Here is a 23,356-nt window from a genome sequence, read left to right as displayed (position 1 = left end):
GGCTGTCGCACCACGTCAGCGGTCGCCCGCTTCGGTTGTGCAGTCACGGTAGCAACGCAGAAGGCCGGGCGGAAGCCTCCGCGTCATGCAATGACACAGAGCGTCCGCCCGGCCTTGGTCGCCTCGTGGGAGGGGCTGCCCGGTGCTACACCTCGAACGGCTCGAACACCGCCTGGTACTCCGGCATGATCCGCGCGCGCACGCGGGTCCCGTCCTCCACGTACTCGGTGGCGAGGACGCGCCCGCGCTCGTGGAGCGCCGAGATCAGGTCGCCGCGGTCGTAAGGAACGACCAGCTCGACCTCCACCGACGGGTCCGGCAGCAGGCGCGCGATCGCCGCGAGCACCTCGTCGATGCCCTCGCCGGTGCGCGCCGAGGCGAAGATCGCACCGGGTTCGAGTCCGCGCAGCACCAGCCGGTCGTCGGCCGGGATGAGGTCGGACTTGTTGAAGACGACGATCTCCGGGATCTCCCGGGCGCCGACCTCCCCGATCACGTCGCGGACGGTCGCCAGCTGCGACGCGGGGTCGGGGTGCGAGCCGTCGACCACGTGCAGGATGACGTCGGAGTCCGCGACCTCCTCCAGCGTGGAGCGGAAGGCCTCGACCAGCTGGTGCGGCAGGTTGCGCACGAAGCCGACGGTGTCGGCGAGCGTGTACAACCGGCCGTCGGCCGTGACGCTGCGGCGCACGGTCGCGTCGAGCGTCGCGAAGAGGGCGTTCTCGACGAGCACGCCCGCCTTCGTCACCCGGTTCAGGAGGCTCGACTTGCCGGCGTTGGTGTACCCCGCGATCGCGACCGACGGCACGGAGTTGCGGTTGCGGTTCGCGCGCTTCGCCTCGCGCGCCGGCTTGAACCCGGCGATCTGCTTGCGCAGCTTGGCCATGCGCGAGTGGATGCGACGGCGATCGAGCTCGATCTTCGTCTCACCCGGTCCGCGCGATCCCATGCCGGCCCCGGCGCCTCCTACCTGGCCACCGGCCTGGCGGGACATCGACTCGCCCCAGCCACGGAGGCGCGGGAGCAGGTACTCGAGCTGCGCGAGCTCCACCTGCGCCTTGCCCTCACGGCTCTTCGCGTGCTGGCTGAAGATGTCGAGGATCACGGCCGTGCGGTCGATCACCTTGACCTTCACCACATCCTCCAGCGCACGCCGCTGGCTGGGCGCCAGCTCGGTGTCGGCGATCACGGTGTCGGCGCCGAGCGCGCGGACGACGCCCGCGAGCTCCTCGGCCTTGCCGCGGCCGAGGTAGGTGCTCGGGTCCGGGTGCGGCCTCCGCTGCAGGAGGCCGTCGAGCACGGCGGCGCCCGCCGTCTCGGCCAGGGCCGCGAGCTCGCGCAGCGAGTTCTCGGCGTCTTGCAGGGTGCCCTGCGAGTACACGCCGATCAGCACCACGTTCTCGAGGCGCAGCTGCCGGTACTCGACCTCCGTGACGTCCTCGAGCTCGGTCGAGAGGCCGGAGACGCGTCGCAGCGCCGCCCGTTCCTCGCGGTCGAACTGCTCGCCGTCGTGGTTGCCGCCGTCGGTGTGGTCGTCCTGGAGCGCCTGGGCGCCCCGGCCGAAGAGCGTCACCGACGCCTTGTCCTGCTCGGTCGCGAGCACCCGCGCGACGACATCGTCAGTGGTCTGCTCGTCGAATTCTGTTCGTTCAGTCATACATGTCCCCTGATCCGGGTCGGGTCAACCCTAGCTCGTCGTGCTGCTGTGTTTGTCTGTCGGTCCGCGTCCTGTACGGTCCTCTTATGGCCAGCGGAGATCACTATTTTTCCCCGGCGCCCGAAAGTGAACTGAACCTGCGGCCGTTCACCGCGCGCCTGGTGGGGCAGACGTACGAACTGGTGACGGCGAACGGGATCTTCAGCCCCGAGCGCATCGACATGGGTACGCGAGTGCTCCTCGACCATGTCCCCTCTGCGCCGCCCGGAGGTCAGCTTCTCGACCTCGGTTGCGGCTGGGGGCCCCTGGCTCTCACACTTGCTCTCGAATCCCCTCATGCGACCGTCTGGGCGGTCGACGTCAATACCCGAGCCCTCGACGTGGTGCGCAGGAACGCGCAGAAACTCGGTCTCACCAATGTAAACCCTGTGACCCCGGATGATGTTCCCGAGTCCGTGGAATTCACCACGATCTGGTCCAATCCACCGATCCGTGTAGGCAAGAACGAGCTCCACGACATCCTGCAGCGCTGGTTGCCGCGCCTGGAGCCGGGCTCGGACGCCTGGCTCGTCGTGCAGCGCAACCTCGGCAGCGACTCGCTGCAGCGGTGGATCCAGGCGACGATGCCCGAGCTGACGACGACCCGCCAGGCGATCTCGAAGGGGTACCGCGTGCTGCGGAGCCGCCGGCCGGCCGAAAAGGCCCGCGCCGAGTAGACCGGCTCCGAGTAGACCGGCTCAGGCGAGGTCGAGCGTGCCCGTGTAGACGAGTTCGGCCGGCCCCGAGAGGGCGACGTGCTCGCCGTCCTCGGTCGGGAACATGCGCACGCCGACCGTGCCGCCCGGCACCTCCACCCGCCACTGGTCGGGTGCGCCCTCGCCCGCCCAGTACCGCACCGCCAGGGCGGCCGCCGCTGCGCCCGTGCCGCAGGACAGCGTCTCGCCGCTCCCCCGCTCGTGCACGCGCATGCGGATGCGTCCGATGCCGTCGCTGACCAGCGGCTCGCGCGGCACCACGAACTCGACGTTCGCGCCGTGCTCGGGCTCCGGCTCGATGTGCGGGATGTAGGTCAGGTCGGCGGCCTCCAGCTCGGACTCGTCGGCGACCGCGACGACCACGTGCGGGTTGCCGAGGTCGAGCCCGAGTCCGGGGCGGGCGACCGGGAGCTCCTTGGCACGCACCAGCGGCTCGCCGCCGTCGAGAGACCAGCGCCCGAGGTCGACCTGGAAGCCCGTGAGGTTGCGCTGCACATCGCGCACGCCGGAGCGCGTGCCGATCGGGAGCGTGTCGCCGTCGGCGAGCTCGGCGAGCCCGGACTCGAGGAGGTAGCGGACATACACGCGGATGCCGTTGCCGCACATCTCGGCGATGGAGCCGTCGGCGTTGTAGTAGTCCATGAACCACTCGGCGCCGTCGTCTTCGGCGAGGGCCTCCGCCCCCTCGGGGAGGTGCGTGGAGCGCACGGCCCGGATGACGCCGTCGGCGCCGATGCCGAAGTGGCGGTCGCAGATCGCGGCGATCTGCGATGCCGAGAGGGGCAGGCGGCCGTCCGGGTCGGAGTAGAGCACGAAGTCGTTGCCGGTCCCCTGACCCTTGGTGAAATGGAGCGTCGCCATCCTCACAGCTTATCGAGTGCGGCGCGGGTGAGCTGCGGGTCGTCGTAGTCCAGCCAGTGGAGGTCGTCGTAGCGCTTGAACCAGCTCACCTGCCGCCGGGCGTACCGTCGGGTGAGCTGCTGCGTCGCCGCGATCGCCTCCGGCCGGTTCATCTCGCCCTTCACCTCGGCGAGGGCCTGCGCGTAGCCGATCGCGCGGCGCGCGGTCACCCCGCGCTCGAGCCCGAGGGGGATCAGCGCGCGCACCTCGTCGATCAGCCCGTCGCGCCACATCCGTTCGACGCGCTCGTCCAGGCGTCGCACCAGCTCGTCGCGTCGCGCCGCGAGTCCGAGCAGGACCGTCGGCCGCCAGAACCGCGGGGTCTCCGGCAGTGAGCCGCTGACGGGCCTGCCGGTGAGCTCGGCGACCTCGAGGGCGCGCACGATGCGCCGACCGTTCGCCGACCCGATGCGCTGCGCCGCCTCCGGGTCGAGCTCGGCCAGACGCCGGAAGAGCATGCCAGGACCCTGTGCGGCGAGCTCGGCCTCCAGCCGCGCCCGCAGTTCGGGGTCGGTCGCGGGAAACCGGAAGTCGAAGAGCACGCTCGACACGTAGAGCCCGGACCCGCCGACCAGGATGGGTGTGGCCCCGCGCGCCAGGATGTCGGCGATGGTCCTCCGCGCCTCCGGCTGATAGCGGGCGACGGTGGCCTCGTCGGTGACGTCGAGCACGTCGAAGAGGTGGTGCGGCACACCGCGCCACTCGGAGGGCGGGAGCTTCGCGGTGCCGATGTCCATCCCGCGGTAGAGCTGCATGGCGTCGGCGTTGACCACCTCGGCCGCGATCCCGCGCTCCCCCAGAGCCTGGGCGAGGGACAGCGAGAGTTCGGTCTTGCCCGTTCCGGTCGCGCCGACGATCGCGACGATGGCGGGCGACGAGCCCTCTGGATCGGCGGCGGGCGCTCCTCCTGGGTCGGCGGCGCTCAGCGCTGGCCGTCCGACGGGTCGTAGATCGGCATGGTGCCGACGCCCGGCGACGTGAGCGGCTCGCGGACGCGCAGCGTCGGCAGCCCGAGGGAGACCGGGCCGGCGCCCGCGCCCGCGGATGCAGTTCCGTCGTGGGCGGGCACCGCGCACGACTCCGCCTCGGCGCGGTCCCAGGCGTCGCCGGCGCGTGTGCGGCGGATCGACAGGGGGGCACCGTCGGCGCTGTCGGCGATCAGATAGTGCGGAGCCGCCTGCGTGACCCGGACCATGACGACGTCGCCGGGTCGAGGGGTCTCCGAGCCGGCGGGAAGTTCGAAGTGCACGAGCCGGCTGTCGCGCGCACGCCCGCTCAGTCGATGCGTGTCGGCGTCCTTGCGGCCTTCGCCGTTGGCCACGAGCAGCTCGACCTCGCGGCCGACGAGACGCTCGTTCTCCTCGAGCGAGATGCGCTCCTGGAGGGCGATGAGACGGTCGTAGCGATCCTGCACGACCTCCTTCGGCACCTGGTCCTCCATCGTGGCGGCCGGCGTGCCCGGGCGGATCGAGTACTGGAACGTGAAGGCCGACGCGAAGCGCGCCTTCTCGACGACGCGCATCGTCTCCTGGAAGTCCTCCTCGGTCTCGCCGGGGAAGCCCACGATGATGTCCGTGCTGATCGCGGCGTCCGGCAGCTTGGCTCGCACCCGGTCGAGGATGCCGAGGAACTTCTCGGAGCGGTACGAGCGGCGCATCGACCGCAGGATCCGGTCGGAGCCGGACTGCAGCGGCATGTGGAGCTGGGGCATGACGTTCGGTGTCTCGGCCATCGCGTCGATGACGTCGTCGGTGAACGCCGCCGGGTGCGGGCTCGTGAACCGGATGCGCTCCAGCCCCTCGATCTCGCCGGCCGCGCGCAGCAGCTTGCTGAACGCCTGGCGGTCGCCGAACTCGACACCGTAGGAGTTGACGTTCTGGCCGAGGAGCGTCACCTCGATGGCGCCGTCGTCGACGAGGGCGCCGATCTCGCCCAGGATGTCGCCGGGGCGGCGGTCTTTCTCCTTACCGCGAAGCGAGGGGACGATGCAGAACGTGCAGGTGTTGTTACAGCCCACCGAGATGGAGACCCAGCCGGAGTACGACGAATCGCGCTTGGTGGGCAGCGTCGAGGGGAAGGTCTCGAGCGCCTCGAGGATCTCGATCTCTGCCGCGTCGTTGTGACGCGCGCGTTCGAGGAGGCCGGGCAGCGAACCCATGTTGTGCGTTCCGAAGACCACGTCGACCCAGGGCGCCTTCTCGAGGATGACGTTCTTGTCCTTCTGGGCGAGGCAGCCGCCGACGGCGATCTGCATTCCGGCGTGCCGGCGCTTGACGCCGGCGAGGTGGCCGAGGTTGCCGTAGAGCTTGTTGTCCGCGTTCTCGCGCACGGCGCAGGTGTTGATGACGACGACGTCCGCCTCCGCCCCGTCGGCGGGGACGTAGCCCGCGGCCTCCAATGAACCGCTGAGGCGTTCGGAGTCGTGCACGTTCATCTGGCAGCCGAAGGTGCGCACCTCGTACGTGCGGGCGCGCCCGTCCTCGGTCAGCGCTGCCGGGGACGGCGAGAAGGTGCGGGGGTGCTCGACAGTGCTCATAATGCGTACGATTCTACGTTCGACCGGGACCGGGACCGGAATCGAACGGCCGGCACGGGGAGGTCGTCTACTGGAATCGGACGCCGCCGCGTCGCCCGCGTGTCGCGAATGCGGCGTCCATCGCCTGCCGGACGACCGAGGAGTCGTACCCCTTGCGCGCGAGGAAGCCGTGCAAACGCCTGCGCGTCGTCTCGTCGTCGTAGGAGGACAGCTGACCGATCCGCTTGACGGCCAGCTCGGTGGCGCGTTCCAGCTCGTCTTCGTCCGCGATGTCGGCCAGCGCCTCCTCGATCAGCTCCGGCGCGATGTGCCGTCGCTTCAGGTCGAGCTCGATCGCCGAGCGCCCGAGACCCTTGCGGCTGTGCTGCGTGAACGCCAGGGTCGCCGCGAGCGCCGCGTCGTCGATCACGCCCATCGCCTCGAGCCGGTCGAGCTCTGGCGCGAACACCTCGGGCTCGATCTCGCGTTTGGTCAGCAGCTGCTCGAGCTCCCACCGCGACATGCCGCGACGTGCGAGCTGACGGATGGTGAGCGCCGACGTCTTGCGGGTCAGCCGCTCGGCCTCTTCGTCCTCGACCTCGCTCGGCGCCTCCGGCGCACGCGCCGGTTCGGCCGCCCAGGTGTTGTTCCACTGCTCGGAGGTCTCGGCCCCCGGCAGCTCGGCCAGAGGCCTCGTGACGGGCGGCGCCGAGGTCTCTCGCCGCCGCTCCGGTGACCCCGCTGCGCGGCGCAGCGGGGTCACCGGGGCGAGGTGCTCACTCGCGAGCTGTTCACTCGCTCCCGAATCACCACCCGGGTGCGGTTCGGAGGGGAACCTCACGACCATGACGTCGGCCTCCTCGGCAGTGTCGGACGTTCAGCGTCGATGACGACTCACGCGCCCTTGCGGGCCTGCAGCTTCTCCTCCAGGGAGTCGACGGTCGCTGCGGGGGTCTCCACGGCGTTCGGGTCGGCGATGACGCCCAGCTTGATCAGGATCTTGTTCTCGATCTCGGCTGCGATGTCGGGGTTCGCGATGAGGAAGTTACGCGAGTTCTCCTTGCCCTGACCGAGCTGGTCGCCCTCGTACGTGTACCAGGCGCCCGACTTCTTGACGAGGCCGTGCTCCACTCCGAAGTCGAGCAGGCTGCCCTCGCGAGAGATGCCCACGCCGTAGAGGATGTCGAACTCGGCCTGCTTGAAGGGCGGCGCCATCTTGTTCTTGACGACCTTGACGCGCGTACGGTTTCCGACCGCGTCGGTGCCGTCTTTCAGCGTCTCGATGCGACGGATGTCGAGGCGGACCGAGGCGTAGAACTTGAGCGCCTTTCCACCGGCGGTGGTCTCGGGGCTTCCGAAGAAGACGCCGACCTTCTCGCGCAGCTGGTTGATGAAGATCATCGTGGTGTTCGTGGTGCTCAGGGCACCGGTCAGCTTGCGGAGGGCCTGCGACATGAGTCGGGCCTGGAGACCGACGTGCGCGTCGCCCATCTCGCCCTCGATCTCGGCGCGGGGCACGAGTGCGGCGACCGAGTCGATCACGATCAGGTCGATCGAGCCGGAGCGGACCAGCATGTCGGCGATCTCGAGCGCCTGCTCACCGGTGTCGGGCTGCGACACGAGGAGCGCGTCGATGTCGACGCCGAGCTTGCGCGCGTACTCCGGGTCGAGCGCGTGCTCGGCGTCGATGAACGCGGCGATGCCGCCGGCCCGCTGGGCGTTCGCGATGGCGTGGAGCGTCAGCGTGGTCTTACCGGAGGACTCCGGACCATAGATCTCGACGATGCGGCCACGCGGGAGCCCGCCGATGCCCAGAGCGACATCGAGTGCGATCGACCCGGTGGGGACGACCTCGACAGGGGCGCGTTCGTCGCTGCCCAGTCGCATGACCGAGCCCTTGCCGAACTGACGATCGATCTGGGCGAGTGCGGTTTCGAGAGCCTTCTCGCGGTCGGCGGGTGATGGCATTTCGGTTCTCCTTCGTGGGCTTCGCTACGAGTTCGACTGTAAGGTCGACCGCCGACACTCCAGGCGCCGACCGTGGGATTCGTGGACAACTCGTTTTCGATTGCCGCTGTGAAGGAGTTTACTCAGATCCGAACATATCTTCGAGCGATTCGAACCGGCGTGTCGCTAGCGTTTCGGCGCCGGCTTGCCCGCGCCGTACCAGTGCGACTGCGGCACTCCGGTCTCCCGGCACAGCGCGAGCCACACCTCGCGGGGCGGGATGCCGGCGTTCAGAGCCTCCTGCGCCGTGCGCCCGCCGAGCTCGGCGAGGACGAGATCGGTCAGCAGCGCCTGCCCATAGCCGGAGCCGAACTCGTCGACGACGGCACGCTGGAACTCGCTCAGCTTCATGGATTCACCTTAAACGAGTGACGCCCCGCATCGTGCGGGGCGCCCTCGGGACTGTCGATTGGTTGTTTCAGCGGGCGACGAGGTTCGCGTCGAGCGCGGAGACGAAGTCGTCCGGGATGGTGTCGGGGATGACGGGCTCGAGCCCCTCGAGAACCGCGATGCGGTCTCCGACCTCACGCATGATGACCGAGACCGGCGTCTCGAGAGCGTCGGCCACCGACGCGAGGATCTCGCTCGAAGCCTCTTTCTGGCCCCGCTCGACCTCGCTCAGATAACCGAGGGCGACACTCGCCTTGCTCGCGACCTGTCGCAGTGTGCGGCCCTTCTGCAGGCGGAAGTCCCTGAGCACGTCGCCGATTTCCTGACGTACAAGAATCATTTCGGAGCCTCCTTCTTCTACCCTGCCGACGAATCGAATGGATGCCAACTGTACCGCATCCATGTCGGTCACGATATCCACGACGACTGGGCTTTTGTTGTGAATGCAATCACCTGTAACGAGACTGCAACATGGCGTATTCCCGGGCGTCGAGCGGGCGGAATCAGCCGCCTCCGGAGGGGGCCGAGCGCTCCACGATCCCGAGTTCGGCGGCGAGTTCGATGACCGCTCGCGCGACCGTCTGCGCTCGGATCGACTGCCGGTCGCCGGTGAGCAGCAGCTCGACGGCGCGCACTCCCGACGCCGACGCGATCCCGACATAGACCGTGCCGACTGTGCGGCCGCCCTGCGGGTCGGGCCCGGCGACACCCGTCGTCGACACGCCGAGGTCGGCCGCACGCCCGCCGACGGTCAGCTGCCTCCGCGCGCCTTCGGCCAGCTGGCGGGCGACCTCCGGGTGCACGGGGCCCTCCCGCTCGAGGAGGTCGGCCTCCACCCCGAGCAGGGTGTGCTTGAGCTCGGTGGCATAGACGATCGCGCCGCCGAGGACGACGGCGGAGGCGCCGGGAACGCGCGTGAGCTCGGCCGTGAGGGCGCCTCCCGTGAGCGACTCGGCCGTGGCCAGCGTCAGGCCGTGTTCGGCCAGCGTGCGCACGACGCGGAAGGTCAGGTCGGCCGCCGCGACGTCGTCAGGCCCCGGCACGGTTGGCCCGCCTCCCCCGGTAGGCCTGCCAGAGGTAGTCGATGCCGGTGACCACGGTGAGGATGACGGCGGCGGTCATCAGGATGCCGTTGACCCAGAAGATCCAGTCGCCGAAGATCGTCCACAGCGGGAAGAGCGCGAAGGAGATCGCCACGGACTGGACGATCGTCTTGATCTTGCCGCCCCGCGATGCGGCGATCACGCCCTGCCGGATGACGACGAAGCGGTAGACGGTGATCCCGATCTCGCGCACCAGGATGACGATGGTGACCCACCACGGCAGCTCGCCCAGGATCGACAGCGACACCAGGGCTCCCCCGGTCAGTACCTTGTCGGCGATCGGGTCGAGCAGCTTGCCGAGGTCGGTGACGAGGTTGTTGCGGCGGGCGATGGCGCCGTCCACGCCGTCGGTCGCGATCGCGATCACGAACAGCACGGCGGCCGTCCAGCGCAGCGGGCCGTCGGCGCCGCCGTCTGCGAGCAGCATCCAGATGAACAGCGGCGCCAGGAGGATGCGCACCACCGTGATGAGGTTCGGCACGTTCCAATTGCTCGCGCGGTTGGCGCTGCCGCCCGCCGCGGCAGGCGGGGGCGCGTCGGGTACCGACATCGCGGTCACTCCCTGCCGGTCAGCTTCCAGGCGTCCTCGTCCGAGTCGCCGTCCACCTCAGGATAGCCCTCGGTCATCTCCGCGACAGGGTCGGCCCCGTAGCGGTCGCCGTGGTCGTCGGCGCCCATCGCGACCGCAGGGGCGCCGGCAGGGGCGGCGGCGGGCCGCGACGGCGGCTCCTCTCCGCGCAGCCGGGCGAGGACCTGCGGCAGCTGCTCGGCCGTGGCGAGCACGTCGCGCGCCTTGGAGCCCTCGGACGGGCCGACGATCTCGCGCGACTCCAGCAGGTCCATGAGCCGGCCGGCCTTGGCGAAGCCGACGCGGAGCTTGCGCTGCAGCATCGAGGTCGAGCCGAACTGCGAGGACACCACCAGTTCGGCCGCCGCGAGCAGCAGCTCGAGGTCGTCGCCGATGTCGGAGTCGATCTGCTTCTTCTCCGCGCTCGCGGTGACGTCTTGGCGGTATTCCGGCCGGGCCTGCCGCGTCACATGCTCGACGACCTTCTGGATCTCCTCTTCGTTGACCCAGGCGCCCTGCACGCGCAGGGCCTTGGAGGCGCCCATCGGCAGGAAGAGCCCGTCGCCCTGGCCGATCAGCTTGTCGGCGCCCGGCTGGTCGAGGATGACGCGGGAGTCGGTGACGCTCGTGACGGCGAACGCCAGCCGCGACGGCACGTTGGCCTTGATGAGGCCGGTGACCACGTCGACCGAGGGTCGCTGCGTGGCCAGCACGAGGTGGATTCCGGAGGCGCGGGCCAGCTGGGTGATGCGCACGATGGAGTCTTCGACGTCGCGCGGGGCGACCATCATCAGGTCGGCCAGCTCGTCGACGACGACGAGGAGGTACGGGTAGGGCTTCAGCTTGCGCTCGCTGCCCTCCGGAAGCACGATCTCGTTGTTGACGACGGCCTTGTTGAAGTCGTCGATGTGACGGAAGCCGAAGCTCGCGAGGTCGTCGTAGCGCATGTCCATCTCTTTGACGACCCACTGGAGGGCCTCGGCGGCCTTCTTGGGGCTCGTGATGATGGGCGTGATGAGGTGCGGGACTCCGCCGTAGATCGTGAGTTCGACGCGCTTCGGGTCGATGAGCACCATGCGCACGTCGGAGGGCTTCGCCCGCATCAGCAGGCTCGTGATCATCGAGTTGACGAAGCTGGACTTGCCCGAGCCGGTCGAGCCCGCCACCAGGAGGTGGGGCATCTTGGCCAGGTTGGCGACGACGAAGCCGCCGCCAACGTCTTTGCCGACGCCGATGGTCATGGGGTGGGTGCTCTTGGCCGCCGCGGGCGAGCGGAGGATGTCGCCGAGTGAGACGATCTCGCGGTCGCTGTTGGGGATCTCGACGCCGATCGCGCTCTTGCCCGGGATGGGCGAGAGGATGCGGACCTCGTTGCTCGCCACCGCGTACGAGAGGTTCTTGCTCAGCGCCGTGACGCGCTCCACCTTGACGCCGGGGCCGAGCTCGATCTCGTACTGCGTCACCGTCGGGCCGCGCGAGTAGCCGGTCACCTTGGCGTCGACTCCGAACTGGGTGAGCACCTCGGTGATGGCGGCGACGATCTCCTCATTCGCGCTGGAGCGGATCTTGGCCGGCGTACCCGCCGCGAGCATCGAGGCGGACGGGAGGTTGTACGGCGCGGTCGGCTGCGGGGTGTCGTCTGCCGACACGGTGTCGTCGAAGTCGTCCGCTCCGGCCTGGAAGCCCGGGAGGACGGCGGGAGCCGTGGGCACGGCCGCGGCGGTCGGCGGCGCTTCGCCGGTGAACGCCTGCAGGGCGGTCTCGGCGTTCGCGAGCTCTCCCAGCACCTCGGTGTTGTAGTGATCGCTCGCCGGGTCGGGCTCCAGCGGGGTAGCGAACTCGCCCTTGCCGCGCGCCGGTGCACCGAAGACCTCGGTGAGGTCGGCGGGTGCCTCGTAGTCGGGGTCCTCTTCGCGCTGCGACTTGTTGCGTCGCCACCAGGGCAGGTTGGTCTCGTGCGTGTCGTCGTCGTCGTCGATGCCGTCGATGCCGTCGAGCTCGACCTGCTTGGTCTTCGCCTCTTTGGCGGCCTCCCTGGCCTCCTGGCGCTCCTCGTCGGTGGCCAGCTGGGCGCCGAACAGGTACGCGTAGAGCTCACGGATGCGCGACGGCAGCTTGTTGGGCGGCGTCTTGGTGATGATGAAGAGGCTGAGGATGAGCAGCACGATGATCACCGCACCCGCGCCGACGGGCGTGATCAGCCACGACAGCGGGGCCGCGATCAGCCACCCCAGCACGCCGCCGGCCTGGGCGAGGGAGGCCATGCCGTCGCTCGGCGACGGGTGGTGGCTGAACAGGTGGCAGAGGCCGGACACCATCAGGAGCAGCAGCCCCAGGCCGATGCCGATGCGCGTGTTGTCGTGGACCGACGAGGGATGCCGGAACAGCCAGGCGGCGAAGACCACCATCACGACGGGGAGCGCGAAGGCGACGCGGCCGAACAGGCCGCCGAAAGTCCAGGCGTCGAGAGTGCGGGCGACCTGGTCGTTGATCAGGAACCACTCGACCACGGCCCCGGCGATCGCCAGGAGCACGAGGAAGAACGGGAAGCCGTCGCGGCGCTCCTCTTTGGCGAGCTTCTCGGGCCCGAGAGCCCGGAACAGGCCGCCGGTGAGGTGGGCGAGCCCCATCCAGGCGCGCACGAGAGGGCTCTGCGCGTCTGCAGCGGCCGGGTAGGCGACCGTCTTCTGGGCAGCGGTCTTGGCGGCCGGCTTGCGCGCGCTCGAGCCGTCGCGCCCGGAGTTCCGGGACCGCGACGTCGACTTGGTGCTCGTAGCCATAGGCTCAACGGTACTTCGCACTCCCGTCACGGGGCCGTCGCACGCGCCTGCAACGGGGAAAATCGCGCCACGGCGCAGACTGTGCAGGAGCCGTGCTCAGCGGACCGCGCGCACCATCGTGTCGGCGGTGAGCCGCGACTCGACCGTCACGTAGCCCTCGCTCACGTACAGGCGCTGGGCGAAGTTCCGGCGGTCGACGCTCAGGCTCAGGCGCGCGGCGCCGGATGCGGCAGCCGCGCGGCCGATCTCCTGGAGCAGAGCACGGCCGACCCCCCTGGCACGCCACTGCGTGTTCACGCCGAGCGTGAGCTCGGGGACACCGACCGCGACGAACCCGCTGCCCGGCGCGTCGGCCGGGAACAGGCGCGCCCAGCAGGCGCCGACCGCCGAGCCGTGCGCGTCCTCCGCCACGCACCCGAAGTCCCCCGGCCGCTTCCAGCCGGCGATGTAGCGCATCACGTGAGGATCTTCCAGTACGGCGACGCGCGTCCGCACCCGCGGCGAGTTGCCGTTGGCGGCCTCCACGAGCATGGCGGCGAGGATGCGCGCGTCATCGCCGTTCGCCGGGCGGATGCGGAACGCGCTCATGGGTGCACGTTACTCGCCGGGGTGTTTCGCGCGGGTTACGTCCGGCCGCGACCGACGCGCGATCAGGCTTCGATGACCAACGGGACGATCATCGGGCGGCGACGGTAGCTCGTGTTGACCCAGCGGCCGACGGTGCGTCGGACGATCTGCGACAGTGCGTGCGAGTCGCGGACGCCGTTGTGCGCGGCATCCGTGAGCGCCGCAGCGATCTTGGGCTTGACGTCGTCGAACACCGCGTCGTCCTCCGCGAAACCGCGGGCATGGATCTCGGGACCGGTGACGATCTTGCCGCTCGCGGCCTCCACCACGACGATGATCGAGATGAAGCCCTCCTCGCCGAGGATCCGGCGATCCTTGAGGTCGGCATCCGTGATCTCGCCCACGCTCGAGCCGTCGACGTAGACGAAGCCGAGATCAAGCTGGCCGACGATGCGGGCGACGCCGTCACGGAGATCGATGACCGAGCCGTCTTCGGCGACGATCGTGTTCTCCTCCGGCACGCCGGTGTCCATCGCGAGCCGCGCGTTGGCGACGAGGTGGCGGTACTCCCCGTGCACCGGCATCACGTTCCTGGGCTTCAGGATGTTGTAGCAGTAGAGCAGTTCGCCCGCGGCGGCGTGGCCAGAGACGTGCACCTTGGCATTGCCCTTGTGCACGACGTTGGCGCCGAGCTTGGTGAGCCCGTCGATGACGCGGTACACCGCGTTCTCGTTGCCCGGGATGAGGCTGGAGGCGAGGATGACGGTGTCGCCGGGCCCCACCTCGATCTGGTGGTCGAGGTTCGCCATGCGGGCCAGGACGGCCATCGGCTCGCCCTGCGAACCGGTCGACATGTAGACGATCTCGTCGTCGGGCAGGTCGGCGGCCTTCTTGTAGTCGATGAGCACGCCTTCCGGCACCTTGAGGTAGCCGAGCTCGGCGGCGATGGTCATGTTGCGCACCATCGACCGGCCGAGCAGCGCGACGCGGCGGCCGTTGGCGGCCGCGGCGTCGAGGACCTGCTGCACGCGGTGCACGTGGCTCGAGAAGCTGGCGACGATGACGCGGCGCGGCGCTCGCGCGATCACGGCGTCGAGCACCGGGCCGATCGACCGCTCCAGCGGCGTGAACCCGGGAACGTCGGCGTTGGTGGAGTCGGCCATGAAGAGGTCGACGCCCTTCTCGCCCAGCCGCGCGAACGCGCGCAGATCGGTGATCCGGTCGTCGAGCGGAAGCTGGTCCATCTTGAAGTCGCCGGTGTGCAGCACGGTGCCGGCCGGCGTGGTGATGGCGACGGCGAGCGCGTCGGGGATGGAGTGGTTGACCGCGACGAACTCCAGATCGAACGGGCCGAGCTGCTCCGTGCGGCCCTCCTTCACCGTGAGCGTGTACGGCTGGATGCGGTGCTCCTTGAGCTTGGCCTCCACCAGCGCCAGCGTCAGGCCCGAGCCGATCAGCGGGATGTCGGAACGCAGCTTGAGCAGGTAGGGCACGGCGCCGATGTGGTCTTCGTGGCCGTGGGTCAGCACGACGCCGAGGATGTCGTCGAGGCGGTCGCGGACCGGTGCGAAGTCGGGCAGGATCAGGTCGACTCCCGGCTGGTCCTGCTCGGGGAAGAGCACGCCGCAGTCGACGATCAGGAGCTTGCCTTCGTATTCGAAGACGGTCATGTTCCGGCCGATCTCGCCGAGACCGCCGGTCGGGATGATCCGGAGCGTTCCGGGTTCGAGTGCGGGCGGTTCGGACACGAGGTTGGGCATCTGCCCTCCAATTTCAGTTTTCGACGTGCGTCCGGGCTCGTGCCCGGGGTGGATCCGGCCGCTGTGCGGCCCTAGCGTGTGGTCCCGGCGATCTTGGGCAGCGCGCCGCCCGCGGCGGCGTTGCGATCGGGCCGGAAGTTGGAGAAGTCGACACCGGGAATGTCGCGGACGAGGTCGAGCTCGTCTTCGATCTGGGCCGCCTCCCACTCCTCCGGACCGACCAGCGGGAGTCGGACCCGCGGGCTCGAGATGCGGCCGAGGCCGTGGAGGATGTATTTGGCCGCGACGGTGCCGGGGACGTGCGTCATCACGGCGCGGACCAGCGGCTCGAGCTTCTGGTGCGCGGCGGTGGCGGTGGCCAAGTCGCCCGCGTTCACCGCGTCGACGATCTGACGGTAAGGCGTGGCGGCGATGTTGGCGGTGACGCCGATGAGGCCCGTCGCGCCGATGGCGAGGTGCGGCAGCACGTTGGCGTCGTCGCCCGAGAAGTACATCAGGTCGGTCTGGTTGAGCACCCGGCTGACCTCGCTGAAGTCGCCCTTGGCGTCTTTGATCGCGAGCACGTTCGGGTGCTTGGCGATGCGCAGGATGGTCTCGTACTTGATCGGGATGCCCGTGCGGCCCGGGATGTCGTAGAGGATGACCGGGAGGTCGGTGGAGTCCGCGATCATGCGGAAGTGCGTCAGGACGCCCGCCTGGGTGGGCTTGTTGTAGTACGGGGTGACGATCATCACGCCGTCGGCGCCGGCCTTCTCGCTCTGCTTGTAGAGCTGGATGGCGTGGGCGGTCTCGTTCGAGCCGCCGCCGGTGATGATCTTGGCCCGGCCTCCCGAGACCTCTTTGCCGACCTCGACGAGGCGCAGCTTCTCGGGATCGGTGAGGGTCGAGGTCTCCCCCGTCGTGCCCGTGACGACGATGCCGTCGGCTCCCGCCACGATGACGTCGTCGATGTGCTTCTCCACGCCGGCCCAGTCGACTTCGCCGTCGGCGGTGAAGGGCGTGACCAGGGCGACGAGCACCTGGCCGAACGGGTTCTGGGGAGCAGCCATGGACTCAAGGCTATCGGGTCGAGCCATCCGATCGCCTCCCCCTGCGGCCGCCTTCCCTCCTCCTCGTACCGCGGTGTCGTCATCTTCGGTCACATTGACTGCGCCGCCGTCGGGTGCGCGCGTAACGTCGCCCGCACTATGACCGCTCCGGCTGCAGCCCTCACCGTCCTCGCGCTGGTCGCGCTCGCGACGGCGCTCGGGCTGGTGTGGAGGACGCGCACCGGCCGGGTCCGCGCGACCGACGGCGACGCGCACCTCGCCGCCGCCGACGTCGGCGCGACCGAGCTGGGCGCCCGCGCGACGCTCGTCCAGTTCTCCACCGCGTTCTGCGCGCAGTGCCCGGCGACGGCGCGTGTGCTCGACGGGATCGCCGCCGCCCACGACGGGGTCGATCACCTCGACGTCGACCTGACCGTGCGACCGGAGCTCGCCCGCCGGTTCGACGTGCTGCAGACGCCGACCACCCTGCTGCTCGACGGTCACGGACGCGTCCGCGGCCGGATCTCCGGCGCCGCGCGCCCCGCCGATGTCCGCACCGCCCTCGACCGCATACTCACGGAGTGACCATGTCTGAGAACCCGAACCCGAACCCGAACCCTCAGCCGTCCGCCCCGACCGCGCATCCGGGGATCGACCCGCGCTCCCCGCGTTTCGGAGCGGGCATCACCGCCCTCCTTCTGCTGGTGGACATCTTCCTCGCACTCATCGGCGCGACGATCGCAGCGGCCCTCCTGCTGCTCGTGATCGCGCTGCTCTTCGCGTGGGGCGCGTTCGCCGGCGTGCGGCGGCATCCGTGCGGCGTGCTCTACCGCGTCGCCGTGCGGCCGCGACTGCAGGCTCCCACCGAGCTGGAGGACCCGGCCCCGCCCACGTTCGCGCAGGGTGTCGGCCTGGTGGTCACCGGTCTCGGCCTCCTGCTCCTCGCCGTCGGCGTGATGGCGGCCCTGCCGATCGCCGCGGCCCTCGCGTTCGTGGCGGCCTTCCTCAACGCGGTGTTCGGGTACTGCCTCGGCTGCCAGATCTACCTCCTGCTCGTGCGGGCCGGCGTCATCCGGAGGCCCGCAGTCGCGGCCTGAGCGCGCGAAACCGGGAATCCTCCGAAACTCCCCTGGACGTGTCGGAGCCCGACAGTAGTCTGGGCTCACCGCCGCCGTCCCGACCCCGGGAACCCGCGCGCGACGGCAGAAGGAGAATGAGGTCTCATGGCAGTAACCAGCGAATCCACTACCGTCTGGACCGGCGATCTGAAGTCGGGCTCCGGCACGGTCTCCCTCGATTCGTCGGGCGCCGCGACGCTCGCGGTGAACTGGAAGGCCCGCTCGGAGGGCGGCGCGGAGACCTCCACTCCGGAGGAGCAGCTCGGCGCCGCGCACTCGGCCTGCTTCTCGATGGCGTTCTCGAACGTCCTCGCGGCGTTCGGCACCCCGCCCGAGAGCATCCGCACCACCGCCGCGGTCACCTTCGACCCGTCCCAGGGCATCACCGGCAGCCACCTCCTCGTCGAGGCGACCGTGCCCGGGCTCACCGACGGCGACTTCCAGCGCCTGGCCGACGAGGCGAAGCGCACCTGCCCGGTCTCCCGGGCGCTGGTCGGCATCCCGATCACGATCGAAGCAACGCTGGCCTGACCGATGCGGGTGCTCGTCGCGGGCGCGTCCGGCCTGATCGGCACGGAACTGGTCGGCCGGCTCCGGGCGGAGGGCCACGACGTCCTCCGCCTGGTCCGGCGCGAGCCGCAGAGCTCGGACGAGCGCTCGTGGGCGCCGTCGGCACGCACGATCGACATCGGCCTCCTCGACGAGGCCGACGCCGTCGTGAACCTGTCCGGGGCGTCGCTCAACCGTCTGCCGTGGACGAAGGCCCACCGGCGGCGCATCCTCGCGTCCCGGCTGGAGGCGACAGGAACGCTGGCCGATGCGATGCGCCAGTCGGCCTCCCCTCCTGCGGTCTTCGTCAGCGGCTCGGCGGTCGGCTACTACGGCGACCGGCCGGGCCAGACCCTCACCGAGAGCTCGGCGAAGGGCAGCGGCTTCCTGTCGGACGTCGTCGATGCCTGGGAGACGGCGGCCCACCTGGCGCCGCACGAGACGCGCGTCGTCACGGTGCGCACCGGCGTGGTCATCGGGCGCGGGGGCGCGATGGCCCCGCTGATGCCGCTCGCCAAGGCCGGGCTCGTCGGCCCGATCGCGGGAGGGCGCCAGCACTGGCCGTGGGTCAGCCTCCGCGACGAAGCAGCCGCGATCGCTCACCTGCTCACGTCGACGCTGTCGGGCCCGGTGAACGTCGTGGGCCCGGAGCCGGCGACGGCCGGCGAGGTGCTACGCGCACTCGCGACGGCGGTCCACCGGCCGTACGGCCTCCCGTTGCCGCGCCCTGTCGTGTCGCTGGGGCTCGGCGAAGCGGGCCGGGAGCTGCTGCTCGCCGATCAGCGCGTGCTGCCGCAGCGCCTGCTCGACGACGGGTTCGTGTTCCAGGACGCGACCGTGCAGGACGCGATGGCTCAGCTGGTCACCGCCCGGGCCGAGTGACCGCGCACGTCAGCTAGCGCGCGGCGCGGCCCGCCCGCTGCTCGCCCTGGTAGAGCCGGATGGCCTGCCGCAGCGCCTCGCGAGCGCGTCGGCGGTCGCCGCTCGCATCGTAGGCCAGCCCCAGCCGGAACCAGGCGCGCCAGCTCTCGGGTGCAGCCTCCACTTCGGCCTTGTACTGCGGGAAGTCGGCGTCGGCCGCGTCGCGCAGCGGGCGACCACTGGCGCGCTGCGGAAGGCTCTCGACGGGAAGCGTGCCCTCGGCGGCCATGAGCTTGACGAGCTTCTCGGTGCGGGCGCCGAAGAGCAGCTCGCGGCCGATGGCCCATGCCGCGATGAACGGCAGCACGATGAGGGCGACCCCCATCGCGATGCCGACCCCCGAGCCCGAGGCGATCAGCAGCACGGCGCGCTGCACGACCAGCACCAGGTAGACCACGAGGATCAGCGCCATCAGGAGCGCTGCGAGACGGTTGCGCATCGGTGCCGCTACACCTCGCGCACGGTCGGCCGCGGCGGTTCGCCGTCGGGCTCAGCGATACCGAGGTCGATCAGCTTGTCGAGGCCGACGACCACACCCGTCGTCGTCGCGGCCGCGCGCAGTGCGAGCAGGATGCCCGCCTCGTACGCCTCGGAGCCGACCGTGTCGTGCCGGATGGTGAGGGTCTCGCCCGCACCGCCGAAGATCACCTGCTGCTCGGCGACGACGCCGCGCATCCGGAGGCTGTGGATGGGCACGCTCGCCACCTGCTGACCGCGCGCACGCTGGTCGGTGTGCGGCGCGTCCACCGGCCCGCGCTGCAGCCGCGCCGCGCCGATGAGCTCCGCGGTGCGGACGGCCGTGCCGGACGGCGAATCCACCTTGCCCGCACCGTGCGCCTCGATGATCTCGATGGAGTCGTAGAAGCGCGCCGCAACGGTCGCGAAAGCGGTGCCGAGCGCCGAGCCCAGCGAGAAGTTGGGGATGACGACCGCTCCGCTGCCCTCGTGCTCGGCCACCCGGCGCTCCAGCTCGAGGATGCGGTCGGCCGACCAGCCGGAGGTGCCGACGAGGACCTTGAGGCCGTGGTCGACGGCGAACGCGACGATCCCGGGGCTCACCTGCGGGAGCGTCATGTCTACCAGCACGTCCGCGTCGAGCATCGTCTCCAGCGGTGAGCGCGAGTCGAGAGCCGCCACGAGCTCCAGGTCGTCGGCCGCCTCGATCAGGCGCACCGCCACGGATCCCAGCTTGCCGGTCGCTCCGGCGACGGCCACGCGAACAGTCACCCGTCCACCCTACCCGCCGCGCGGATCCGCGCCGAATGGCGCGGAGGCCGGCGCTACGCTGGAGCGATGGTGTCCTTTGCCGATGTCTCCGTCACCGATGCGACCGCTCACCGGATGCTCGCCGACTACTTCGCCGAGAGGGCCGAGACCTTCCCCGCGTCGCAGGGCGCCTACCGCACCACGTTCCCCGACCCTGGGCAGTTCATCCCGCCGACCGGCGTCTTCCTGCTCGCCTACGACGACGGCGAGGCCGGGTGCGGCGGAATCCGCGAGCTGAGCGTCCCGCTCTCCGACCTGGAGGACGGCGCCCAGATCGTGCGTTACGAGATCAAGCACCTCTGGGTGTCCCCTGCGCATCGCGGCCAGGGCATCGGCCGCGCCATCCTCGCGGAGCTGGAGCACCGCGCCCGTGGCTTCGGGGCGACGGAGATCGTGCTCGACACCAACGCGAGCCTGGAGGCGGCGGGCAACCTCTATCGCTCGCACGGCTACGAGAGCATCCAGCCGTACAACGAGAACCCGAACGCGACAGACTGGTTCCGCAAGCGGCTCGGCTGAGCGGCCGACGCCTCCGGACAGGGCGGCGCTCAGACCGGCTGCAGCTCCGGCAGGCCGGTGCGCAGCTCGACCGGCAGGTGACCCAGGTCGTTGTGCACCACGAGAACCGGTGGCTTCGCCGAGCGCACCCGGATGATGGTCAGGCCGCAGTTGGCCTGGTTGAGCCCCAGCCAGCGCCAGGCCGGGGCGTCGAAGACGTGTCGCACGAACCAGCCGATGACGAAGTTGTGCGTGACGAGGAGGTCGTGCCTGTCGCCCATCGCCGGCGTGAGGAACTCGTGGACCGCGTCCTCCATCTGGGCGCGGCCGGCCTCGATCTCGGCCTCCGTTACCGGGCCGAAGAACGACTCGAACGCCTTGGGCATGTCGGGCGTCGGCCCGGAGGGGATGCAGTCGAACAGCAGGCTCGACGGCTCCGGCTCGAGGGAGGGCAGCCGCTCGGCGATGATCGAGGCGGTCTGCTCGGCGCGCACGAGCGGCGAGTGGTACAGCCCCGTGAACGGCACGCCGCTCAGGCGGTCGGCGATGAGCTGCGCCTGCCGCTTGCCGCGGGGCGACAGCGGACCATCGGGGAGGCCGTGCTCGGCATCCTGCTGCTCGCCGTGACGCACGAGGTAGAGGTAATGAGGCACGGGGTAGACCTTTCGATGGAACGGGTGGGAATGGCCGGATCAGGAGACCAGGCCGGCGAAGACGTCATCGTCGACGCCTCCGACCGCAGAGACGGAGACCGGGCGTTGCGCCAGATCGCGGGCGAGCTCCTGCACGCCGTCGGCGGTGACGAGATGCAGCCGACGGAGGCTCTCGTCGAGGTCGGCGAACTCCCCCAGGCTGATCTCGGCGCGACCGAGCCGCGACATACGCGTGTCGGAGTCTTCGAGGGCGAGGGCGGCGCCGCCGGAGAGTTGCCCCACCGCACGTCGGAGCTCCTCCGGGGTGACGCCGCCGTCGGCGAGGCGGTGCAGCTCGGCGAGCATCAGCTCGGCGACCTGGCGGGCTTTCGCCGGGGCGCAGCCCGCGAACAGGCCGTACACGCCGGCGTCGGAGTAGGAGCCGGAGAACGAGTAGACCGCGTAGGCAAGGCCGCGCTTCTCGCGGACCTCCTGGAACAGCCGGCTCGACATCCCGCCGCCGAGGATCGAGTTGAGCACGCTCATCGTCGTGCGGCGTTCGTCGGTCGCCACGATTCCCGGGAGGCCGATGATGAGGTTGGCCTGCTCGATCGGGCGCTGCACCGTCACCACGCCCGCAGAGCGGCGCACCACCGCCGGAGTCGTGGAGCGACGGTCGACGGGAGCGGCCTCCTCGTCCGGGTTCCAGCCGGCTGCGTCGAGCGCGCGCTGTACCCCGGCCACCAGGACATCGTGGTCGACGGCACCGGCCGCCGTGATCACGAGGTCGCGGGGGCGGTAGTTGGCGCGGTAGTGGTTCCAGACGGCGTCGCGGGTGGCGGCGCGGATCGTCTCCGGCCGGCCTCCGATCGGGCGCCCGAGCGGGTGATCGCCGAGCACGGCGGTGAACAGGCGCTCGTTGGCGACGTCGGCGGGGTCGTCCTCCGCCATCGAGAGCTCCTCGAGGATCACTCCGCGCTCGTTCTCGAACTCGGTCGGGTCGAGCACCGACGACGTGAGCATGTCGCCGATGACCTCGACCGCCATCGGGAGGTCGCGATCCTGCACCTTGGCGTAGTAGCAGGTGTACTCCTTGGCCGTCATCGCGTTGTGCTCGCCGCCGACGGAATCGAAGGAGACGGCGATGTCGAGTGCGGTGCGCGTGCGGGTGCCCTTGAACAGCAGGTGCTCGAGGAAGTGCGTGGAGCCCAGGCTGCCGGGCACGGCCTCCGTCTCGTCGCGAGAACCGACGGCCACCCAGTAGCCCAGGGTGGCGCTCCGAGAACCCGGCACGTGCTCGCTGAGGATCCGCACTCCGTTGGTGAGGATGGTGCGGCGGACCAGCGCGTCGCCCGACGCCGCGAATGCGAGATCGGCCAGACCGAGCGGGAGGTCGACTGCGCTGTTCATCCCCTCCACCCTACGCCAGCGTCCTCGCGAAAGCGGAGACTGGGAATATGAGGACAAACAGACTGGTCTGTCTAGGGCTATACTGGTCTCACCACCCTGACCGGTCGTCCCCCCTTGGACCGGTCGGGTGGGTCTCGCACCACCAGAGTGGAGGCCACGCCTCCTTGTTGAGAGGAGACGACCGGATGGTCGTTAGTGCCCGCGCGACCATCCGGCCGCCCGCGCCGTCGAAGATCAAGATCCTCGCCACCGCGGACGAGCTCTTCTATCAGGAGGGCATCCACACGGTCGGCGTCGACAGGATCATCGCGGGCGCCCGCGTGACCAAGGCGACGTTCTACAAACACTTCCGTTCCAAGGACCTGCTGATCATCGCCTACGTCGAAGGCCGCGACCGCCAGGTGCGCGACTGGTTCGCCGAACAGGAGCGCGAGGCCGACGACCCGAAGTCGATCGCGCGAGCCCTGGTCGACTCCATCAACGCTGAGGCTGTCCAGCCGGGGTTCCGCGGCGACCCGTTCATCAACGCCGCCGCCCAGTTCGCCGACGAAACCCACCCGGTGCGGGTCGCCGTGACCGCGCACCGCGACTGGTACGCCAAGCACATCGAGGCGCTGTTCCGCCAGATCGGGCACCCCCGGCCCGGCGATGCGGCGGACGACCTGATCCTCGCGCGCGACGGCGCGCTGGCGGGCGGCTACGTGGGCGACCCGATCGCCGCGGGCGCCGCCCTGCACCGCGCGCTCGACCGCATCCTCGCGGAGGCGTAGCCGCGGTCGCGCGGAGAACGCGACGAACGCGAAGAGCGGAGGCGATCCGGCTGACCCGAGGCCGGATCTCCTCCGTTCTTTGCTTTCCGGGTGCGCTTGCGCCGCAGCTCCTCCGTCAGCCGCACTCGGCACCGACTGACGCAAGCGAAGGAGATCCGGCGC

General features: G+C 70.2%; 25 protein-coding genes. 7 read left to right on the top strand and 18 right to left on the bottom strand.

The genetic code is table 11. From position 1 onward, the window contains the following. Positions 1 to 145: 145 nt before the first annotated feature. A complete protein-coding gene (hflX, locus tag ASF88_RS05885) occupies positions 146 to 1,657 on the bottom strand; it encodes a GTPase HflX (RefSeq protein ID WP_055915462.1) in 1,512 nt (503 codons plus the stop codon). An 86-nt stretch (positions 1,658 to 1,743) separates the two neighbouring features. On the opposite strand from hflX, the gene ASF88_RS05880 reads away from it, so the two are divergent. Further along, a complete protein-coding gene (locus tag ASF88_RS05880; RefSeq protein WP_200935233.1) occupies positions 1,744 to 2,373 on the top strand; it encodes a class I SAM-dependent methyltransferase in 630 nt (209 codons plus the stop codon). A gap of 21 nt (positions 2,374 to 2,394) precedes the next feature. On the opposite strand, the gene dapF is transcribed toward ASF88_RS05880, so the two are convergent. From dapF to dapA, 13 genes are all read right to left on the bottom strand, one after another. Next, on the bottom strand, positions 2,395 to 3,273 hold the full coding sequence (dapF, locus tag ASF88_RS05875) for a diaminopimelate epimerase (protein ID WP_055915460.1): 879 nt from the start codon (positions 3,271 to 3,273) through the stop codon (positions 2,395 to 2,397). 2 nt (positions 3,274 to 3,275) lie between these two features. Further along, positions 3,276 to 4,178, bottom strand: coding sequence for a tRNA (adenosine(37)-N6)-dimethylallyltransferase MiaA (miaA, locus tag ASF88_RS05870; protein WP_055916733.1), 903 nt, complete (start codon positions 4,176 to 4,178; stop codon positions 3,276 to 3,278). A gap of 56 nt (positions 4,179 to 4,234) precedes the next feature. Next, entirely contained in the window at positions 4,235 to 5,848 is a 1,614-nt protein-coding gene (miaB, locus tag ASF88_RS05865; RefSeq protein ID WP_055915458.1) for a tRNA (N6-isopentenyl adenosine(37)-C2)-methylthiotransferase MiaB, read from the bottom strand. Positions 5,849 to 5,915: 67 nt separating this feature from the next. Beyond that, a complete protein-coding gene (locus tag ASF88_RS05860; protein ID WP_235493294.1) occupies positions 5,916 to 6,674 on the bottom strand; it encodes a regulatory protein RecX in 759 nt (252 codons plus the stop codon). A gap of 47 nt (positions 6,675 to 6,721) precedes the next feature. Continuing rightward, the gene (gene recA, locus ASF88_RS05855) at positions 6,722 to 7,795 is read right to left on the bottom strand and encodes a recombinase RecA (protein WP_055915455.1); all 1,074 of its coding nucleotides are present in this window, start codon (positions 7,793 to 7,795) and stop codon (positions 6,722 to 6,724) included. A gap of 165 nt (positions 7,796 to 7,960) precedes the next feature. Then, positions 7,961 to 8,185, bottom strand: a complete 225-nt coding sequence (locus ASF88_RS05850) for a DUF3046 domain-containing protein (RefSeq protein ID WP_055915453.1) — start codon at positions 8,183 to 8,185, stop codon at positions 7,961 to 7,963. A 67-nt stretch (positions 8,186 to 8,252) separates the two neighbouring features. Further along, positions 8,253 to 8,564, bottom strand: a complete 312-nt coding sequence (locus tag ASF88_RS05845) for a helix-turn-helix domain-containing protein (RefSeq protein ID WP_055915450.1) — start codon at positions 8,562 to 8,564, stop codon at positions 8,253 to 8,255. Positions 8,565 to 8,727: 163 nt separating this feature from the next. Further along, entirely contained in the window at positions 8,728 to 9,267 is a 540-nt protein-coding gene (locus ASF88_RS05840; protein ID WP_055915448.1) for a CinA family protein, read from the bottom strand. Next, on the bottom strand, positions 9,254 to 9,877 hold the full coding sequence (gene pgsA, locus ASF88_RS05835; protein WP_055916730.1) for a CDP-diacylglycerol--glycerol-3-phosphate 3-phosphatidyltransferase: 624 nt from the start codon (positions 9,875 to 9,877) through the stop codon (positions 9,254 to 9,256). Before pgsA ends, ASF88_RS05840 begins: the two co-directional genes overlap by 14 nt. 5 nt (positions 9,878 to 9,882) lie before the next feature. Next, on the bottom strand, positions 9,883 to 12,675 hold the full coding sequence (locus ASF88_RS05830) for an FtsK/SpoIIIE family DNA translocase (RefSeq protein WP_055915446.1): 2,793 nt from the start codon (positions 12,673 to 12,675) through the stop codon (positions 9,883 to 9,885). A 96-nt stretch (positions 12,676 to 12,771) separates the two neighbouring features. After that, entirely contained in the window at positions 12,772 to 13,263 is a 492-nt protein-coding gene (locus tag ASF88_RS05825; RefSeq protein ID WP_055915444.1) for a GNAT family N-acetyltransferase, read from the bottom strand. Between the two features lie 62 nt (positions 13,264 to 13,325). Further along, a complete protein-coding gene (locus ASF88_RS05820; RefSeq protein ID WP_055915442.1) occupies positions 13,326 to 15,002 on the bottom strand; it encodes a ribonuclease J in 1,677 nt (558 codons plus the stop codon). A gap of 71 nt (positions 15,003 to 15,073) precedes the next feature. After that, positions 15,074 to 16,051, bottom strand: a complete 978-nt coding sequence (gene dapA / locus ASF88_RS05815; RefSeq protein ID WP_055915440.1) for a 4-hydroxy-tetrahydrodipicolinate synthase — start codon at positions 16,049 to 16,051, stop codon at positions 15,074 to 15,076. A 138-nt stretch (positions 16,052 to 16,189) separates the two neighbouring features. Here dapA and ASF88_RS05810 point away from each other — a divergent pair, with 138 nt between their 5' ends. The 4 genes from ASF88_RS05810 (at position 16,190) to ASF88_RS05795 (ending at position 18,579) form a co-directional block, all read left to right on the top strand. Continuing rightward, complete coding sequence (locus tag ASF88_RS05810; protein WP_055915439.1) at positions 16,190 to 16,615, top strand: thioredoxin family protein; 426 nt, start codon at positions 16,190 to 16,192, stop codon at positions 16,613 to 16,615. A gap of 2 nt (positions 16,616 to 16,617) precedes the next feature. Then, positions 16,618 to 17,127, top strand: coding sequence for a DUF4395 domain-containing protein (locus ASF88_RS05805; protein WP_055915437.1), 510 nt, complete (start codon positions 16,618 to 16,620; stop codon positions 17,125 to 17,127). Positions 17,128 to 17,253: 126 nt separating this feature from the next. Further along, positions 17,254 to 17,679 carry an OsmC family peroxiredoxin gene (locus ASF88_RS05800; RefSeq protein WP_055915435.1) on the top strand — a complete coding sequence of 142 codons (426 nt, stop codon included), beginning with the start codon at positions 17,254 to 17,256 and terminating at the stop codon, positions 17,677 to 17,679. Positions 17,680 to 17,682: 3 nt separating this feature from the next. Continuing rightward, positions 17,683 to 18,579 (top strand): TIGR01777 family oxidoreductase, encoded by an 897-nt coding sequence (locus tag ASF88_RS05795; RefSeq protein ID WP_055915433.1) that lies wholly within the window; start codon positions 17,683 to 17,685, stop codon positions 18,577 to 18,579. A gap of 13 nt (positions 18,580 to 18,592) precedes the next feature. Here the strand turns inward: ASF88_RS05795 and ASF88_RS05790 are convergent, their stop codons facing one another. Both ASF88_RS05790 and dapB read right to left on the bottom strand, forming a co-directional pair. Beyond that, on the bottom strand, positions 18,593 to 19,057 hold the full coding sequence (locus ASF88_RS05790) for a tetratricopeptide repeat protein (RefSeq protein WP_055915431.1): 465 nt from the start codon (positions 19,055 to 19,057) through the stop codon (positions 18,593 to 18,595). A gap of 8 nt (positions 19,058 to 19,065) precedes the next feature. Next, positions 19,066 to 19,845 (bottom strand): 4-hydroxy-tetrahydrodipicolinate reductase, encoded by a 780-nt coding sequence (dapB, locus tag ASF88_RS05785; RefSeq protein WP_055915429.1) that lies wholly within the window; start codon positions 19,843 to 19,845, stop codon positions 19,066 to 19,068. A 66-nt stretch (positions 19,846 to 19,911) separates the two neighbouring features. On the opposite strand from dapB, the gene ASF88_RS05780 reads away from it, so the two are divergent. Continuing rightward, positions 19,912 to 20,403 carry a GNAT family N-acetyltransferase gene (locus ASF88_RS05780; RefSeq protein WP_055915427.1) on the top strand — a complete coding sequence of 164 codons (492 nt, stop codon included), beginning with the start codon at positions 19,912 to 19,914 and terminating at the stop codon, positions 20,401 to 20,403. Positions 20,404 to 20,432: 29 nt separating this feature from the next. Here ASF88_RS05780 and ASF88_RS05775 read toward each other — a convergent pair whose 3' ends face one another. Both ASF88_RS05775 and ASF88_RS05770 read right to left on the bottom strand, forming a co-directional pair. Then, complete coding sequence (locus ASF88_RS05775; RefSeq protein WP_055915424.1) at positions 20,433 to 21,035, bottom strand: histidine phosphatase family protein; 603 nt, start codon at positions 21,033 to 21,035, stop codon at positions 20,433 to 20,435. A 39-nt stretch (positions 21,036 to 21,074) separates the two neighbouring features. After that, positions 21,075 to 22,424 carry a M16 family metallopeptidase gene (locus tag ASF88_RS05770; protein WP_055915422.1) on the bottom strand — a complete coding sequence of 450 codons (1,350 nt, stop codon included), beginning with the start codon at positions 22,422 to 22,424 and terminating at the stop codon, positions 21,075 to 21,077. A 185-nt stretch (positions 22,425 to 22,609) separates the two neighbouring features. Between ASF88_RS05770 and ASF88_RS05765 the strand changes: the two genes are divergently transcribed. Next, positions 22,610 to 23,194 (top strand): TetR/AcrR family transcriptional regulator, encoded by a 585-nt coding sequence (locus tag ASF88_RS05765; RefSeq protein WP_055915418.1) that lies wholly within the window; start codon positions 22,610 to 22,612, stop codon positions 23,192 to 23,194. Positions 23,195 to 23,356: the final 162 nt, after the last annotated feature.

It is taken from the genome of Leifsonia sp. Leaf336, assembly GCF_001423695.1.
Lineage (GTDB): Bacteria > Actinomycetota > Actinomycetes > Actinomycetales > Microbacteriaceae > Leifsonia.
This window is presented reverse-complemented; position numbering and strand designations above follow the sequence as displayed.

Excerpts from the sequence above, each read along its gene's own strand:
- hflX (WP_055915462.1), bottom strand. The coding sequence starts at position 1,657 with ATGACTGAACGAACAGAATTCGACGAGCAGACCACTGACGATGTCGTC.
- ASF88_RS05880 (WP_200935233.1), top strand. The coding sequence starts at position 1,744 with ATGGCCAGCGGAGATCACTATTTTTCCCCGGCGCCCGAAAGTGAACTG.
- dapF (WP_055915460.1), bottom strand. The coding sequence starts at position 3,273 with ATGGCGACGCTCCATTTCACCAAGGGTCAGGGGACCGGCAACGACTTC.
- miaB (WP_055915458.1), bottom strand. The coding sequence starts at position 5,848 with ATGAGCACTGTCGAGCACCCCCGCACCTTCTCGCCGTCCCCGGCAGCG.
- ASF88_RS05860 (WP_235493294.1), bottom strand. The coding sequence starts at position 6,674 with ATGGTCGTGAGGTTCCCCTCCGAACCGCACCCGGGTGGTGATTCGGGA.
- recA (WP_055915455.1), bottom strand. The coding sequence starts at position 7,795 with ATGCCATCACCCGCCGACCGCGAGAAGGCTCTCGAAACCGCACTCGCC.
- ASF88_RS05850 (WP_055915453.1), bottom strand. The coding sequence starts at position 8,185 with ATGAAGCTGAGCGAGTTCCAGCGTGCCGTCGTCGACGAGTTCGGCTCC.
- ASF88_RS05845 (WP_055915450.1), bottom strand. The coding sequence starts at position 8,564 with ATGATTCTTGTACGTCAGGAAATCGGCGACGTGCTCAGGGACTTCCGC.
- pgsA (WP_055916730.1), bottom strand. The coding sequence starts at position 9,877 with ATGTCGGTACCCGACGCGCCCCCGCCTGCCGCGGCGGGCGGCAGCGCC.
- ASF88_RS05830 (WP_055915446.1), bottom strand. The coding sequence starts at position 12,675 with ATGGCTACGAGCACCAAGTCGACGTCGCGGTCCCGGAACTCCGGGCGC.
- ASF88_RS05825 (WP_055915444.1), bottom strand. The coding sequence starts at position 13,263 with ATGAGCGCGTTCCGCATCCGCCCGGCGAACGGCGATGACGCGCGCATC.
- ASF88_RS05820 (WP_055915442.1), bottom strand. The coding sequence starts at position 15,002 with ATGCCCAACCTCGTGTCCGAACCGCCCGCACTCGAACCCGGAACGCTC.
- dapA (WP_055915440.1), bottom strand. The coding sequence starts at position 16,051 with ATGGCTGCTCCCCAGAACCCGTTCGGCCAGGTGCTCGTCGCCCTGGTC.
- ASF88_RS05810 (WP_055915439.1), top strand. The coding sequence starts at position 16,190 with ATGACCGCTCCGGCTGCAGCCCTCACCGTCCTCGCGCTGGTCGCGCTC.
- ASF88_RS05805 (WP_055915437.1), top strand. The coding sequence starts at position 16,618 with ATGTCTGAGAACCCGAACCCGAACCCGAACCCTCAGCCGTCCGCCCCG.
- ASF88_RS05800 (WP_055915435.1), top strand. The coding sequence starts at position 17,254 with ATGGCAGTAACCAGCGAATCCACTACCGTCTGGACCGGCGATCTGAAG.
- ASF88_RS05795 (WP_055915433.1), top strand. The coding sequence starts at position 17,683 with ATGCGGGTGCTCGTCGCGGGCGCGTCCGGCCTGATCGGCACGGAACTG.
- ASF88_RS05790 (WP_055915431.1), bottom strand. The coding sequence starts at position 19,057 with ATGCGCAACCGTCTCGCAGCGCTCCTGATGGCGCTGATCCTCGTGGTC.
- ASF88_RS05780 (WP_055915427.1), top strand. The coding sequence starts at position 19,912 with ATGGTGTCCTTTGCCGATGTCTCCGTCACCGATGCGACCGCTCACCGG.
- ASF88_RS05770 (WP_055915422.1), bottom strand. The coding sequence starts at position 22,424 with ATGAACAGCGCAGTCGACCTCCCGCTCGGTCTGGCCGATCTCGCATTC.
- ASF88_RS05765 (WP_055915418.1), top strand. The coding sequence starts at position 22,610 with ATGGTCGTTAGTGCCCGCGCGACCATCCGGCCGCCCGCGCCGTCGAAG.